This window comes from Streptomyces sp. NBC_00286 (genome assembly GCF_036173125.1).
In the GTDB taxonomy this organism is placed as follows: Bacteria; Actinomycetota; Actinomycetes; order Streptomycetales; family Streptomycetaceae; genus Streptomyces.
Genome location: NZ_CP108054.1, coordinates 2,146,946 through 2,161,222, shown reverse-complemented (window position 1 = coordinate 2,161,222; position 14,277 = coordinate 2,146,946). Strand labels below are relative to the sequence as shown.

12 protein-coding genes are annotated in these 14,277 nt (G+C 68.4%); 8 read left to right on the top strand and 4 right to left on the bottom strand.

Annotated features, from left to right (window positions below):
- Positions 1 to 14: 14 nt before the first annotated feature.
- Positions 15 to 947, top strand: coding sequence for a class A beta-lactamase (gene bla / locus OHT21_RS09785; RefSeq protein ID WP_328767866.1), 933 nt, complete (start codon positions 15 to 17; stop codon positions 945 to 947).
- A gap of 110 nt (positions 948 to 1,057) precedes the next feature.
- Here the strand turns inward: bla and OHT21_RS09780 are convergent, their stop codons facing one another.
- Positions 1,058 to 3,106 (bottom strand): autotransporter, encoded by a 2,049-nt coding sequence (locus tag OHT21_RS09780; RefSeq protein ID WP_328774027.1) that lies wholly within the window; start codon positions 3,104 to 3,106, stop codon positions 1,058 to 1,060.
- Between the two features lie 270 nt (positions 3,107 to 3,376).
- Here OHT21_RS09780 and OHT21_RS09775 point away from each other — a divergent pair, with 270 nt between their 5' ends.
- Both OHT21_RS09775 and OHT21_RS09770 read left to right on the top strand, forming a co-directional pair.
- Positions 3,377 to 4,456: a glycoside hydrolase family 43 protein gene (locus tag OHT21_RS09775; RefSeq protein ID WP_328767865.1), complete on the top strand. Its 1,080-nt coding sequence runs from the start codon at positions 3,377 to 3,379 to the stop codon at positions 4,454 to 4,456.
- Positions 4,457 to 4,581: 125 nt separating this feature from the next.
- Entirely contained in the window at positions 4,582 to 5,994 is a 1,413-nt protein-coding gene (locus tag OHT21_RS09770; RefSeq protein WP_328767864.1) for an RICIN domain-containing protein, read from the top strand.
- Positions 5,995 to 6,025: 31 nt separating this feature from the next.
- On the opposite strand, the gene OHT21_RS09765 is transcribed toward OHT21_RS09770, so the two are convergent.
- The gene (locus OHT21_RS09765) at positions 6,026 to 7,006 is read right to left on the bottom strand and encodes a polyprenyl synthetase family protein (RefSeq protein WP_328767863.1); all 981 of its coding nucleotides are present in this window, start codon (positions 7,004 to 7,006) and stop codon (positions 6,026 to 6,028) included.
- Positions 7,007 to 7,213: 207 nt separating this feature from the next.
- Between OHT21_RS09765 and OHT21_RS09760 the strand changes: the two genes are divergently transcribed.
- From OHT21_RS09760 to OHT21_RS09740, 5 genes are all read left to right on the top strand, one after another.
- On the top strand, positions 7,214 to 8,308 hold the full coding sequence (locus OHT21_RS09760) for a rhamnogalacturonan acetylesterase (RefSeq protein ID WP_328767862.1): 1,095 nt from the start codon (positions 7,214 to 7,216) through the stop codon (positions 8,306 to 8,308).
- 282 nt (positions 8,309 to 8,590) lie between these two features.
- Positions 8,591 to 10,336 carry a DUF2264 domain-containing protein gene (locus OHT21_RS09755; RefSeq protein WP_328767861.1) on the top strand — a complete coding sequence of 582 codons (1,746 nt, stop codon included), beginning with the start codon at positions 8,591 to 8,593 and terminating at the stop codon, positions 10,334 to 10,336.
- Positions 10,337 to 10,514: 178 nt separating this feature from the next.
- On the top strand, positions 10,515 to 10,823 hold the full coding sequence (locus tag OHT21_RS09750; protein ID WP_328767860.1) for a type II toxin-antitoxin system Phd/YefM family antitoxin: 309 nt from the start codon (positions 10,515 to 10,517) through the stop codon (positions 10,821 to 10,823).
- 3 nt (positions 10,824 to 10,826) lie between these two features.
- Positions 10,827 to 11,345, top strand: coding sequence for a type II toxin-antitoxin system RelE family toxin (locus OHT21_RS09745; RefSeq protein WP_328767859.1), 519 nt, complete (start codon positions 10,827 to 10,829; stop codon positions 11,343 to 11,345).
- Between the two features lie 174 nt (positions 11,346 to 11,519).
- Positions 11,520 to 11,942 (top strand): NUDIX hydrolase, encoded by a 423-nt coding sequence (locus OHT21_RS09740; RefSeq protein ID WP_328767858.1) that lies wholly within the window; start codon positions 11,520 to 11,522, stop codon positions 11,940 to 11,942.
- 54 nt (positions 11,943 to 11,996) lie between these two features.
- On the opposite strand, the gene OHT21_RS09735 is transcribed toward OHT21_RS09740, so the two are convergent.
- Both OHT21_RS09735 and OHT21_RS09730 read right to left on the bottom strand, forming a co-directional pair.
- A complete protein-coding gene (locus tag OHT21_RS09735) occupies positions 11,997 to 12,722 on the bottom strand; it encodes a hypothetical protein (protein ID WP_328767857.1) in 726 nt (241 codons plus the stop codon).
- Positions 12,723 to 12,738: 16 nt separating this feature from the next.
- On the bottom strand, positions 12,739 to 14,124 hold the full coding sequence (locus tag OHT21_RS09730; protein WP_328767856.1) for a hypothetical protein: 1,386 nt from the start codon (positions 14,122 to 14,124) through the stop codon (positions 12,739 to 12,741).
- Between the last annotated feature and the right edge of the window lie 153 nt (positions 14,125 to 14,277).

Genomic DNA, 14,277 nt, shown 5'->3' with positions numbered 1-14,277 from the left:
CAGGAGGTTGGACCATGCAACACGCCCATGCCCGCCGCGCCCTTCGCGGTGCGCTCGCCGCACTCGCCCTCGTCGTCCCGCTCGTCGCCTGTGGCCAGGACGGTTCCTCGGCCTCGTCGTCGGCGCGGTCCGCCGTGACGACGACCCCAATCGCGGCGACGACCTCGTTCACCGGCGAATTAAAGGAACTGGAGCGCAAGTTCGACGCCCGGCTCGGTGTCTACGCCATCGACACCGGCACCGGGCGCGAGGTGGCCCACCGGGACGGCGAGCGATTCGGCTACCACTCCACGTTCAAGGCGCTCGAAGCCGGCGCCGTGCTGCGGAAGTACTCCCTGAACGGCATGAACAAGGTGATCAAGTACTCCACTGACGACCTGGTCGCCAACTCGCCCATCACCGAGAAGCACGTCGAGACCGGGATGACCCTGCGCGAGCTGTGTGACGCCGCCGTCCGCTACAGCGACAACACCGCAGCCAACCTGCTGTTCGACACACTCGGCGGCCCCAAAGGGCTCGAGGCGGACCTCAGAAAGCTGGGCGACAAGGTCACCCTGATGGAGCGCATCGAGCCCCACCTGAGCGACTGGGTGCCGGGCGAGACCCGGGACACGACCACCCCGCGGGCGCTCGCCAAGGACCTGCGCGCGTACGTTCTCGGAGACGTCCTCCGCAAGCGCGAGCGCGCCCAGCTCGCGACGTGGCTGAAGACCAACACCACCGGGAACGAGGTCATCCGGGCCGGGGTGCCCGAGGGCTGGGTGGTCGGCGACAAGACCGGCAGCGGCAGCGGCTACGGGGCCCGCAACGACATCGCCGTCGTGTGGCCCCCCGACTCCGCCCCCATCGTCATGGCGATCCTGACGAACTGTGGGAAGGCGGAGGACGTCCACGACAACAAACTGATCGCGGAAGCGGCGTCCGTGGTCGCCGAAACGCTGTCCTAGCGGGAAACGGGGCCGCGGCCGAGCACCCGGGGCGCCGAACCGCCAGGCCGCGGCGGTCGCAGCGTGTCCCGGTCGCATCGGTGACGTGCGGGGACCTTGTCCACGACGGGTCACGCAGCATGTCGCCCACCCCTCCGTCCCATACGCGTACGCCTCCGCCTGCTCACCGGCACGATCAGCGCCGCCAGGCCACCCAGAACCGCCCCGGCCACCCACCACGCGAGCGGTATGGAACCCTCGTCGCTCGCGTTCGCGGTGGTGGCGGACTTTGGGGCGTTGCCGGAGGGGAGGGGAGCGGTGCGGGAGGTTGCTGAGGGGCTTGCCTTGTCGGTGGTCAGGACTACGTCGTTGCCGTCGCCGCCTCGGTAGGTGATCTGGTACTCGGTCTTGCCCAGCTTGACCTTGGCGCCTTCCTTCAGGCCCTTGAACGTGCCCTTCGTCTTCGCCTTGCCGGTGTGGTCGATCACGGTGACCGTCTTCGACGGAGTCCCAGCAGGCGCGGAGGCCGGCTCGACCACCAGCTTCCCGCCCAGCCGCAGCGCGCCCCCGACCTTCAACGCCCGGTCCTTCACGGTCAGTTGACCGCCCCCGCCCTGCGTGTAGTCCCCGGTCACCGTCACCCCGCCGGAGACCTTCCCCGTACCGGTATTGCTCACCGCCCCGACGACCTTGCCCTTCCCCGACAGGGACGAGTTCAGGTTCAGCACCCCTCCGGACGCCTTCCGCACATCCAGCCGCGCTCCCGACGACGTAAGCCGGATCCCCTTGCTGCGCTCCAGGCTTGCCCCATCCAGCGCGAGCGTGCCCTTCGTGACCGTCGTCGTGCCCGTGTACGTCACGCCGCTCGTCAGCGTGCTCGTCGCCGCCCCCGACTGCGTAAGCGAGCCGCTGCCGCTGATCTTGGACAAGGTGATCGGCTTGGCTGCATTGCGCAGCACCAGCGAGCCATCGTTGACGAGCTTGTAGAGGTCACCCTTCGTATACAGGCCGCCGTCGCCGCCGGACTTGCCGCTGCCCAGGCGCAGTACCGCGCCCTTCTCGACCGTCGTCGAGCCGTTGTAGTACTGGACGGCGGCGAAGGTGACGTCGTTGCCCGGCGTCCCCTTGATGACGATGTCGCCGGCGCCGGGTGCGGACAGGGTGTCGTGGAAGACGCCGCCGCCGATCGGGGCGCCCAGCGTCACGGGTCCGTTGTAGTTGAAGGTGAGCAGTGAACGGGACCTGGCCGACAGCAAGTTGATGTATACGGTCTCGGCGGTGCCTGGCATGAAGATCTTGTTCGTGGTGCCGTCGCCCCACTGGACGTTGGCGCCCTTGATGTTGGTGCCGCGCTTGTTGATGTTCTTGTGCGCGGGCGTCCAGTTGAGGGCGGGGTCGCTGAGTGAGGGGTTGGTGTCGCCGCCCTGGTTCGACCAGCTGTACTGGCCGGTCAGGACGACCTTGCTGCCGGGCCGCGACTGGACGTTGATGTCGCTGCCGTACTCGCGCTGGTAGAAGTCCATGCGCTGGGTGACGGTCTGGCCCAGCGGGGTGTCGACGGTCCAGGTGCCCTGGTTGAGGACCTTGCGCATGTTGGGCAGTGACGTCGCGTACTCCGGTCGTCCGGCGTTCGCCTGTGTGCCGTTGTCGATCACCCCGGAGAAGGGGTGGGTGCCCGAGATGTCCCAGGTGCCCCAGAGGAACCTCGGCTGGGCGATCAGCCCGGAGCCGCTGATGGTGCCCAGGTTGTAGGCGCTCGTCAGGGAGAGCCGCAGGGTGCCGTCGACCCGTACGTTGTTCTGGTTGAGCCGGAACGCCGGGGTGTTGTACGGGAAGTGGCCGATCAGCCCGGTGGTGCCGCCGTTGCCGTACTGCAGGGTCGCGCCGCGCTCGACCGTGATCGCGGGCGGGTCCGGGTTGGTCGTGGTGACGTACGGGTGGTTGCCGCCCTGCGTCCGCACGGCTTGCCGCTGCCGGGACTTGGGCAGCGTGAAGTCGCTGTCCTTGGTCAGGATCAGGGTGCCGGAGCCGCGCACGGTGAGCGTGCCCTCGCCCCGGAACACCCCGTTGTACGTGGTCTTCCCGGCCGGCACCGTCACCACCGTGTCGCCGTCGAGCGTCACGTCGCGGCCCGCGAGTACCGCCGCGGTGACGTCGTCGGCCGCGGCCGGTGCCGCCATCGCGCTCGGCGTACTGATCACTGTCGCGACGACCGCCAGCGCCGCGCCCGCTCCTGCTGCCCGTACACGGATGTTCTTGTTCACGCCTGTGGAGACGGGGGCGGGGCGGGGGCGATAACAAAAATTTGGGCCCGACTTCAGCTCCGAAAGTATCGGACTTTTTCTAAGCTCCTGACCCGTTGACCTCCTCGTAACACACCCTTACCGTTTCGGCGTTCGGAATGACAGATACCGTTCGATATGGCGAATGATCGAGTGTGAGGGAACCGCATGAGCCGCCTTGACGAGACCCCCGACATCCCCGGCCGCAGACTCGTCCTGAAGGGCGCCCTCGCCGCGGGCGCGCTCACCGCCGTGCCCGGAATCGCCCAGGCCGCCACCCCGGACGCCGCCGGCGGGAGCCGCTCGTACGTCAACCCGCTCGTCCGCAACCGCGCCGACCCGCACATCCACCGTCACACCGACCACCGCTACTACTTCACGGCCACGTCCCCGGAGTACGACCGCATCATCCTGCGCCGCTCCCGCACCCTGCGCGGCATCGCGACCGCCGACGAGGCGGTCATCTGGCGCAAGCACGCCACCGGTGTCATGGGCGCGCACATCTGGGCGCCGGAGATCCATCACATCGACGGCAAGTGGTACATCTACTTCGCCTCCGCGCCCGCCGAGGACATCTGGGCGATCCGCATCTGGGTCCTGGAGAACTCCCACCGTGACCCGTTCAAGGGCATCTGGGTGGAGCGCGGCCAGCTCAAGACGGCCTGGGAGACCTTCTCCCTCGACGCCACCACCTTCACCCACCGCGGCACCCGTTACCTCTCCTGGGCGCAGCACGAGCCCGGCATGGACAACAACACCGCCGTCTGGCTGTCGAAGATGGCCGACCCGCTGACGCTGACGGGGCCTCAAGTACGGCTCACCACACCGGAGTACGACTGGGAGACCATCGGCTTCAAGGTCAACGAGGGCGCGTCGTTCATCAAGCGCAACGGCCGCATCTTCATGTCGTACTCGGCCAGCGCGACCGACCACAACTACTGCCTCGGCCTGCTCACCGTCGACGCCGACGCCGACCTCATGAACCCCGCGAACTGGTCGAAGTCCCCGACCCCGGTCTTCACCAGCAACGACACCACCAAGCAGTACGGCCCCGGCCACAACTGCTTCACCGTCGCCGAGGACGGCCGCACCGACGTCCTCGTCTACCACGCCCGCCAGTACAAGGAGATCGTCGGCGACCCGCTGAACGACCCCAACCGCCACACCCGCATCCAGAAACTGCGCTGGAAGCCGGACGGCACACCGGACTTCGGCATCCCCGTCGCCGACACCCCTGCCCGGGGTTGAGGGCGACCGGCCACCCCCAACTGACCGGCTTCGCACGTCACTTCACCGTTCTGAAGGAGAGTGTCCAGATGCCACCTGGGATAAGACGTTCCGTAACACGACGTGGTGGAGCCGGACGTGCCGGGATGAGACGTCTGTACGCCGTCCTCGTCGCCCTCTGTCTCGCGGTCGCCGGAGCACTCGCGACCGCGGGCCCCGCCCAGGCGGCACCCCAGACCATCACCAACGGCACGCAGTTCACCGACACTTCGGGCAATCCGCTGCACGCGCACGGCGGCGGGGTCCTCAAGGTCGGCTCGTACTACTACTGGTTCGGCGAGAACCGGAACTCCGACAACACCTTCCGATATGTGTCGGCCTATCGCTCCACCGACCTGAAGAACTGGGAGTTCCGCAACCACGTCCTGACCGAGGCCACCGACCCGGAGCTGGCGACCGCCAACATCGAGCGGCCGAAGGTCATGTACAACGCTGCCACCGGCAAGTACGTGATGTGGATGCACAAGGAGAACGGAGTCGACTACAGCGAGGCCCGCGCAGCCGTCGCCGTCTCGGACACCGTCGACGGCGACTACCGGTGGCAGGGCAGCTTCCGCCCGCTGGGCCAGCACATGTCCCGTGACATCACCGTCTTCACCGACACCGACGGCACCGGTTACATGGTCTCCGCCGCCCGCGAGAACTACGACCTGCACATCTACCGGCTGACCAGCGACTACACCGGCATCGCCGCCCTGGTCGCCGACCCCTGGCACGGCGGCCACCGCGAGGCCCCGGCGCTCTTCAAGCGGGGCGGCGTGTACTTCATGCTGACTTCGGGCTCCACGGGCTGGAGCCCCAACCAGCAGCAGTACGCGACGGCCACCTCACTCGCCGGCCCATGGACGGCGATGCGGAACATCGGCGACTCGACGACGTACGGCTCGCAGACCGCGTACGTCCTTCCCGTGCAGGGCAGTTCGGGCACCTCCTACCTCTACATGGGCGACCGCTGGGGCAACTCCTTCGGCGGGACGGTCAGCGACTCGCGGTACGTCTGGCTGCCGCTGACCTTCTCGAACTCCACCACGATGTCCATGTCCTGGTATCCGGAGGTCACCATCGACACGGCCGCCGGGACGATCACCGGTCGGGGCGGCCCGTACGAGACGCTGGCGGCCCGGCACAGTGGCAAGTGCGCCGACGTCCCCGACCAGTCGATCCTCGCGGGCGCCCAGATCAAGCAGTGGACCTGCAACGGCGGCGGCAACCAGCGGTACTGGTTCAAGGACCTCGGCAACGGCCATGTTCAGCTGATGGCCCGTCACAGCTCGCTGTGCCTGCGGGAGAACGCCTCCAACGTCACCCAGGAGGCCTGCTCCACCTCCGCCACCACGCAGCAGTGGTCCGTCACCACGTCCGGCGGCTACGTCACGCTGAAGTCCCGCGCCAGCGGCGAGTGCCTGGACGTGAACGGGGCGTCGACCGCCGACTCGGCCGCGATCATCACGTACGCCTGCAATGGGGGGACCAACCAGCAGTGGGCTCGGGCCAGTTGAGCCCGACTCCGGGAATGGTTCACTGATTGGTTCACTCTGTCTGGTGGAGGAGCAGTTCGGCTGCCTCCTCCACCAGGCGGTGCAGTACCGGTACGTGGGTTTCGTCGCCGCCGAGTTCGGTGAGAAGGCGTTGGGCTTTGTCGCGGAAACGGGCCAGGTCGGCTCGGTAGTGGTGAAGGGCGGAGGGGGCGAGGAGGGATTCCGTGAGTTCCGACCTCGCTTCTTCGCAAATTCTCGCGGCGGCGTGCAGGTTCAGGAGACGGTTTTTGGATGGGGGTGACGCGTTTTCGAGGGCGCAGGCGAAGAGGTAGGTGACCGTTCCGTTCCGCAGGTCTTCATTGCGGCCGGAGAGGATGTCCTCCTGGTCGTTGAACAGTTGCCACAGGATGCCGAAGACATCGCCGAAGTCACGCCACTTCTGTATTCGTTCGTGTTCCGCGCCGGCTAATATCGCGCCCATCGCGGTGATCATTCCGAAGGGTGCTCCGGATTTGCCTCGGTAGGTTTTGATCACCGAGTCGCGCGTGGCGTCGGCGGTGTCTCGGCGCAGGTCGTTCAACTGGCCTTCGGTGCCGGTGATCCAGCAGGTCGCGAGCTCGGCCGTGAGGGCGCCTCGCACTGAGTCGGGGACCTGCTGTGAGTGGATGATGTGCAGGGGGAGACTGTTTCCGCTGATGATCGATGCGAGCAGGGCTTCGTTTCCCCCGAGTTCGCGGGAAACGGTCGCTGCCTGACCGTCGGCCAAGTCGTCGAGATAGCAGGCAGAAGTCCACCACAGGACATGGATCGCGGACAGGGGAACGGCCGGTCCGGGGTCTCCCGTTTCGGCGCCGTGTACCAGGAGCGGGAGTACTTGCAGGGGGTACCTGAACGTTTGGTGGCGCAGGAGTTCGGTGACGGCGGTCTGGACTGTGGTTGAGGAGGGGCCGAGTTGTTCGATGCCGGAATTCAGTTCCGCGTCGATATCCGTGGAGAACTGGTGGTACAGGTCCAGATATGAGGTGGAATTCATGGTGGCTTCCCTTTTTGTTGTGCCGCTCGTCTCTCGGTTCGGTCGATTCGATCACTCCGGTACACGTGTCAACCAGGGCGCCTTCCAGTCATGGGTGGCTTCTTTTCGGTGGTGCGGAAGCGAGGTGGCGCACGCCTCTAGAAAGCGCTTGCCATCGCAGGGTACCGTCCAGCGACCAGGAGAAGCCGCCCTGTTGGAGGAGCCGCGTTGAAACGACTCAGACGCACGCTGATTGCCGTGTTGGCCGCGCTGGCTGTCGCTACGGGGCTGTCCGCTACGTCGGCTTCTGCCGCCGCCCCGGCCTCGTCTGCCGCCTCGGCTTCGTCTGCCGCCTCGGCGCGGGCGGGCGGTCACGGCGCGGGTCTGGAGAACTGCACCGCGACGGCCTGTCACTTCGATGTCGCGCCAGGCACGTATGACGTGCGCGTCCTGCTCGGCGGCGACACTGCGGCGAGTACCGGCATCAGCGGCGAGACTCGCCGCACGCTCCTTCCCGAGACGGCCACGGCGGCGGGCGAGCGCGTGGCTCGTAGCTTCACCGTGAACGTCCGTACCCCTGAGGGCGAACCCACCGGTCCTGACGGCACCGCCGGCCTCGACCTCGTGCTCGGGGGCTCGGCTCCCGCGCTGGCCGGTATCCGCGTTACTCCGGCCCGGCATGGTCGGCAGATCTTCGTCGTCGGTGACTCCACCTCCTGCGATCAGCCTGGCGCGCCGTACTCCGGCTGGGGGCAGCAGTTGCCCCAGTACCTCCGTAAGGGGCTCTCTGTCGCCAACTATGCGGATTCCGGGGAGAGTACGGTCAGTTACCTTGAGAATCCCGCGCTCTTCGCGACTGTTCAGCCGTTGATTCGCAAGGGAGATCTGGTTCTCATCCAGCTTGCCCACAACGACAAGCAGACCGATGAGGCGACGTATCGTGCCAACCTCGAGACGCTTGTTGCCGGTGTGCGCGAACGGGGTGGGCGGCCTGTGTTGCTCACGCCCATCGTTCGTCGGTGGTTCAGCGCCGACGGCACTCTCAACAACGACACGGCGCTGTTGGTCAACGGGCTTGGCGTTGACCACCCTGCCGTCACGCGCGCCGTGGCCGCCGCGCACGGCGTGCCGCTCGTCGATATGACCGCCAAGACCAAGGCGCTGGTGGAGTCGCTTGGTGTTGAGGGCTCCAAGGTGCTGTATCTGTACAACGAGAAGCGGGATAACACGCACACCTCCGCTCATGGCGCGACCGTTTATGCGGACCTTGTCCGTGATGAGCTGGTTGCTCAGCGGCTGGTCCCACGGGGCCTTGTGAGGTGACTCAAGACCCTGGGGCGTCCCGACCGGAACCGGGGCGTCCCAGGTACCAATGCGCTCCGCTGGTTGCGCAGTGATGAAACCGCGGGCTGGTGGGGGCTGGTTGCGCAGTTCTCCAAGCCCGCCCCTTCCCGAAACTGGGGCTGCGCCCCAGACCCCCGCCACGGGGTGGGGGGTCGGGATCGTGTCGCGGCTGCGGGCACGGTGGGGGCTGGGCGCGCAGTTCCCCGCGCCCCTACGGGGCGCAGACTTGACCAAGGCACCCTAGATAGGAAGCACGACCCCATGATCGCTGGCGTTCCCGACGACGACCGCACCCTCAGCCCGTACACCGGCTATATGCGCGCCCATTGGGAGGCCGCGGCCGACTCCCTGCTTGCCGCCGTGGAGCCCTACGCCTCCGAGCATCGCGCGCTGTATCACCTGCCCGGTGATCGTGAGAGCTGGTCGGGGCGGCTGTCCGACGGCCTGGAGGGATACGCCCGTACGCTCCTGCTGGCGGCCTTTCGGCGGGACGAGAAGGCTCTTGCGCGGTACGCCGACGGGCTTGCCGCCGGGACCGCGGGTGTGTGGCCGCGTATCGAGGACCGTAGCCAGCCGCTCGTTGAGGCCGCATCGATCGCCCTTGCTCTGCGGCTGACCCGGCCGCTGCTGTGGGATCGTCTCGATGACGGGGTGCGGCAGCGGGCGGCGGAGTGGCTCGGGGGCGCGCTGACCGCTGAAGCCTGGCCCTGTAACTGGGAGTTGTTCCCGGTCACCGTCGGCGGGTTTCTGGAGGAGATCGGGTACGAGGTCGAGTCGTCGCGGGCCGCGATCGAGCGCGGTCTCGAGCGCATCGAGCAGTGGTACGTCGGCGACGGCTGGTACACCGACGGCGACGGCCGCAAGTTCGACTACTACAACGGCTGGGCGATGCACCTGTACCCGGTCCTGCACGCCTGGCTCGCGGACGACACACGCCTGCTCGACCTGTACGGCGGCCGGCTGTCCACCCATCTCGCCGACTACGCCCGCCTGTTCGGCGGCGACGGGGCGCCGATGCACCAGGGTCGCTCCCTCACGTACCGTTTCGCGACCACCGCGCCGCTGTGGCTGGGCGCGCTCACGGGACGTACGCCACTGCCGCCGGGCCAGACGCGACGGCTGGCCTCCGGGGCCCTGCGCTACTTCCTCGACCGGGGAGCCGTCGACGACCGCGGCCTCCTCACCCTTGGCTGGCACGGCCCCAACTCCGGTGTCCTGCAAGGCTATTCGGGCCCTGCGTCCCCGTACTGGGCGAGCAAGGGCTTCCTCGGACTGCTCCTCCCCGCGGACCACGAGGTGTGGACGGCGACCGAGGAGCCCGGTCCGGTGGAGCGGCAGGACGAGGTGCGGCCGGTCGGGCCGCCCAACTGGCTGCTGCAGTCGACCAGTTCGGACGGTCTGGTGCGCCTCCACAATCACGGCAGCGAGGACGTCCGCTACGACCCGTACTACACACGGCTCGCGTACTCGACGGTGACGGCGCCTTCAGAGACGTACGACAACAGTGTGATCGTCGACGACGATTCGAGCCGAACGGGCATTGAGCCGCTGGGAGTTGGCGACGGCTGGGTGGCGTCGCGACACGAGGCGGGTGGCGGCGCACGGGTCACGAGCCTGGTTGTGGCGTCCGGGGCGGTGGAGGTACGCGCCCACCTGGTGACGGGCGCGCCTCCCGGAACCGTCGTGCGCGTTACGGGCTGGTCGGCGGGGGAGGGCCAGGGCGGTCAAGAGGGACTGCGGGCTGAACTCCTCCCGGCCTTCGGCCTGTTGGGTGCGTCCACGTCCGGTCTGACGGGCGTGACGGGCGAGGAGGTGACCCTGTTCGTAGCCCTCGCTCGTCTCACCGCTGAAGCGGACCCCCTCCCGCTCCAGGCCCTGGTGTCCGTGGAGGTGGAGGGTGCGTATGAGGTGCGCGTCCGATGGGCCGATGGGCCTGAGACGCGGTTTCGGTTCAGCGCTCCAGGCGGGCTATCCGCAGGGTCTTCTTGGTCGGTGACGGCCCTGTGAGCGGCTCGGCGGCGGCGGTGCGATGTTGTGGTGTTGCTGGTGGTGTGGATCTTGCAGATGCCATGCCTTCGAGTTGCCGCCGCGCCGGGGAGGGTTGCCGCGCGTTCAAGGACGAGCGGTGGATGAGTGCTCAGGTGCGACTCGACGATCTACATAGTTTTCTGTATAGTTTAGCTCCATGACGATACTGCGCGACGCCCACGAACTGACGGTGACCGAGGCATCCCAGCGCGGTGTGGCCAAGCTTGTCGCAGAAGCCGAGCAGGGCTCGGATCTGGTCGTCACACGCCGCCATCGGCCCGTGGCAGCCGTCGTCGGAATGGACCGGCTCGCCGCTCTGGAGGCTGCCGCCTCCGACCTGCACGATCTTGCGCTCGTACTGGCCCGGAGCGCCTCTGACACTGGGCAGCGAACCTCGCTCGACGACGTACTCGCCGCCTTCGGGCACACACGCGAGTCCCTCGACGCTCTGCCGGACGACGACTGAGCCATGCCTGAGATCACTTTCACGGACGCCGCCATTGACGATCTTCGGCGTATCGGCCCCGATGCCGTGCCCAAGGTGCTCAAAAAGGTTCTTCTTCTCTTGGACGACCCAGCCGCCGGATATCCGCTGGGAGGCGAGCTGACCGGCTATCGCAAGCTGATTGTTGGTCGGAACACCTGGCGAGTCGTCTATCGGATCACCGAGGACAAGTCGGTGGAGATCTGCGAGATCTGGGCTGTCGGCGCCAGAGCCGACGCGGAGGTGTACGAGGAGGCAACCGCACGAGTGCGGGAGGCCGAGGTGGCGCAGCCTGAGTTCGTGCAGCTCTCCGATGTTGTGGAGCGGCTCGGCCGTTTGGCCGGGGACATCACCGTACGCGTGGAGGCGGTCCGGGAACCCGTGCCCGACTGGCTGGCCAACCGTCTGATCCACACGGCCGGCATCCCTCGTGAGCGGGTAGCCGCGCTGGACCTGGAGGCGGCGGTCGACCTGTGGGCCCAGTTCACGGCGCGCCCGCGGTAGTCGCTGGTCTGCGGCCGCCGACATGCGGGCCGGGCGCACGCCCAGCGGGAGCGTCCCCGCGTACGCCCAGGTGGAGGCGCTGAGCCCGTGCCGAGGCGGCTGATCCTGGTACGGTTATAGCTTTCGTGGGTACGTAGCCCTGTGGACTCCGACCGGCAAGGGACCGAGGAAACCATGGATATGGAGATCCCCGGCGACAAGCGACTGGCCGCCGCCGTTGTGATGCACAAAGGGCGTGTGCTGATGGTGCGGCGTAGTGAGACCGAGCGGTTTCTGCCCCGGGTGTGGGGGGTGCCCTGCGGGAAGCTCGATCCGGGAGAGAGCCCGGAGGACGGCGTTTTGCGGGAGTTGAAGGAAGAGACCGGGCTGCTCGGTGAGGTCGTGCGGAAGGTCGGCGAATCGTCGTTCGTGAGCGAGTACCGCGGGCACGAGGTCAAGAACTGGCAGGACAACTTCCTGGTCAGGCCCCTCTCCCGGCACATCACGCTGCCCGAGCCGGACCAGGCGTACGCCTGGCTGAGCCCGGCCGAGCTGGGCAGCGTCGACATCGACGAGTACAACCTCGAGATCGTGCGCCAGGCGCTCCAGCGCCCCTGACCAAAGGCCGCCCAGGCCCTCATGAGCTGCGTATGACCAGGGCCCAAGGGCTCGTCAGCTCCTGAGCAGCTCCGCCAGCGCGGCGAGTTCGCTCAGATACTCCTCCACCCTCAGCGGCACCTTCGGCACCGCGCCCGGATGCGGTCCCGCCGCCGTGAAGACATCGGTGTGGCGGCGCCGTCCGCTGCCCGTCTCCAGGAAGAGCGTCACCGTCGGCTCCGCCGTCTCGGTCCATGCGCGGTGCAGGGTGTTGGCGGGGAGGGCGTAGGTGCTGCCCGCCGCGTACTGAGCCACGTGCGTCAGATGCAGCCGGGACGGGCCCGCGGGTTCGAGGAGCCAGTCGGCGGACTCGTCGGGGGACAGGGACTCCTGGTAGCGGTCCGCCTCGACTCCGCCGTCGGGCACGGGGGCGTACAACTCCATCGTCAGGCGCCCGCGTACGACGTAAGAGGCAAGCGGGGAACGGTGGTTGTGGATGTCCTCCTTGCCGACTGCGCCGCGGCCCGCGTGCCACAGGTGGGCGCGGAGCATGTGGTGGGGGCCGCCGTCGATGAGCAGGAGCTTGTCGAAGCCGAGGACATGGCGGTACGAGAGCCGGGCGCAGCCCTCCGGATCGCCCTCGCCGGAAGCGAGTTCGGCGGTCAGTTCCAGCAGCCGGTCGGGGGAGCCGAGTTCGGCGATGACGGTGCGGGCCGCCAACACCCGTTCGTGCTCGGGCAGTTCGCCTTCCAGTGCCTCGGCCAGCAGCCGTCGTGCCGCCTGGACCTGCCGACCACCCATGCACGCTCCCTCCGACTCAGTCATGCGGCTGGTACATCCATACGGCATGAGCGCGCAGCGCCGAAAGCCCCTGATAGGTCATCCACATCGGACGGCGCAGCTCACTGGTGGTGTCCTCGCGGGGCCAGGTCCAGATGCCGTCCGTCTGTGCCGCCCATACGGCGGTGGCCGCGCCGTCCAGCCGCTCGCGCCACTCCGCCTCCATGCCGTCCTCGCGCGCGATGTCGCGGGCGCCCGGAGTGAGCAGGGCGCGGACGACCCAGGAGGCGGTGAAGTGCCGTACGTTCAGGACCTCGTGGCGGGACGGGTCGTCGGGGCGCGGGCGACGCACCTCCTCGCGCAGGCTGGTCAGGTCGAGGCACTCGTGGTGCGGGGCGTCCGGGCAGGCCAGCAGCCAGCGGATGCCGTCCTCGCGGGCGGCGCGGGCGTTGGCGCTCTCGCCCAGGACCCGGGCCGCGCGGTCCAGGGCGACCACGGCCTGCGAGGTGTGCAGCGCGGATGGCGGGCCGTGCCGGGGCGCCAGGCGGTAGCTCCAGCAGCGGCGGTGCTGGCGGCGCGGGTCCGTGATGGCGCCGTCGACGAGGGCCTCCCGGAGCAGCGGCAGTACGTCCGAGCGGGGTGCGGCGCGTAGCAGGCCGCGCAGCACGGTCGTCACGACATGCGTCAACTCGCGCCCGGCACGGTCGAGTTCGGGAGTGAAGCCGGACTCGCAGCGCGCCACCTCCGCGGCCACCCGGTCCGGGTCCACACCGGCCCGTGCCATGGCGCCCAGTACCAGCGCCGTCACCTCAGGCCGGGCCACCGTCCCCTGCGAGCGCGCCGACCAGCCGCCGTCCGGCAGGCGCAGCCGCCACAGCGTCTCGACCAGGTCGCCGGTGCTCAACCGCCCGTCGGGCACGCCGAGATCGAGCGCGATGTGCAGCCCGTACGCCGTACCGACCGGCGTCGGCCGGCCCGCGCTCTCGCCGAGCGAGTGGGGCCAGCCGGTGAGCCGCCCACACTTCGGATCTTCGACGACGCAGAGCTGCCCGGTGAGCGTGTCGTACGCCGACGAGAACAGCTGAGGGAGGGGCCCCGGCCCGGACAGCGACGCCGATCCCGCGCCGAACTGCCCATTCCCCGCAGACGCGTTGCGCTCCGACCGGGCCCGCAGCAGCTCCGCCGCCAGCCAGGCCGACAGCGCCGTACCGAGTCCGGCGACCCCCGCGATCGCATACCGCGCGGCCTGCCCCTCGATGCTGTCCGGCAGCAGGCCGAACAGCGCCTGGAACACCGCGTAACCGGCGGCCGCACAGCCGAAGCCGCCCAGCCACCGTACGAAACGGGGTGGCCGGGGGCCGTGCGGCACGGGCGGCTCGGGATCCGTTCTCAACGGCCCCCGTCCCAGCTGCTGTTGAGTCAAGGCGCGCTCCCTCCCCAGGGGCGGCACATGTGGGTCATGGCGAAGCTTCCAGTCTAAGTGGTCAGAGGGACGCCTGGTGTTGGGACCGGAGGCAGCCTCTCCATCGGTGACGCATCGGTACGCATCGGTGATACCCAGGTGATACCCGGTGGC

Excerpts from the sequence above, each read along its gene's own strand:
- bla (WP_328767866.1), top strand. The coding sequence starts at position 15 with ATGCAACACGCCCATGCCCGCCGCGCCCTTCGCGGTGCGCTCGCCGCA.
- OHT21_RS09780 (WP_328774027.1), bottom strand. The coding sequence starts at position 3,106 with ATGGCGGCACCGGCCGCGGCCGACGACGTCACCGCGGCGGTACTCGCG.
- OHT21_RS09775 (WP_328767865.1), top strand. The coding sequence starts at position 3,377 with ATGAGCCGCCTTGACGAGACCCCCGACATCCCCGGCCGCAGACTCGTC.
- OHT21_RS09770 (WP_328767864.1), top strand. The coding sequence starts at position 4,582 with ATGAGACGTCTGTACGCCGTCCTCGTCGCCCTCTGTCTCGCGGTCGCC.
- OHT21_RS09765 (WP_328767863.1), bottom strand. The coding sequence starts at position 7,006 with ATGAATTCCACCTCATATCTGGACCTGTACCACCAGTTCTCCACGGAT.
- OHT21_RS09755 (WP_328767861.1), top strand. The coding sequence starts at position 8,591 with ATGATCGCTGGCGTTCCCGACGACGACCGCACCCTCAGCCCGTACACC.
- OHT21_RS09750 (WP_328767860.1), top strand. The coding sequence starts at position 10,515 with ATGACGATACTGCGCGACGCCCACGAACTGACGGTGACCGAGGCATCC.
- OHT21_RS09745 (WP_328767859.1), top strand. The coding sequence starts at position 10,827 with ATGCCTGAGATCACTTTCACGGACGCCGCCATTGACGATCTTCGGCGT.
- OHT21_RS09740 (WP_328767858.1), top strand. The coding sequence starts at position 11,520 with ATGGATATGGAGATCCCCGGCGACAAGCGACTGGCCGCCGCCGTTGTG.
- OHT21_RS09735 (WP_328767857.1), bottom strand. The coding sequence starts at position 12,722 with ATGGGTGGTCGGCAGGTCCAGGCGGCACGACGGCTGCTGGCCGAGGCA.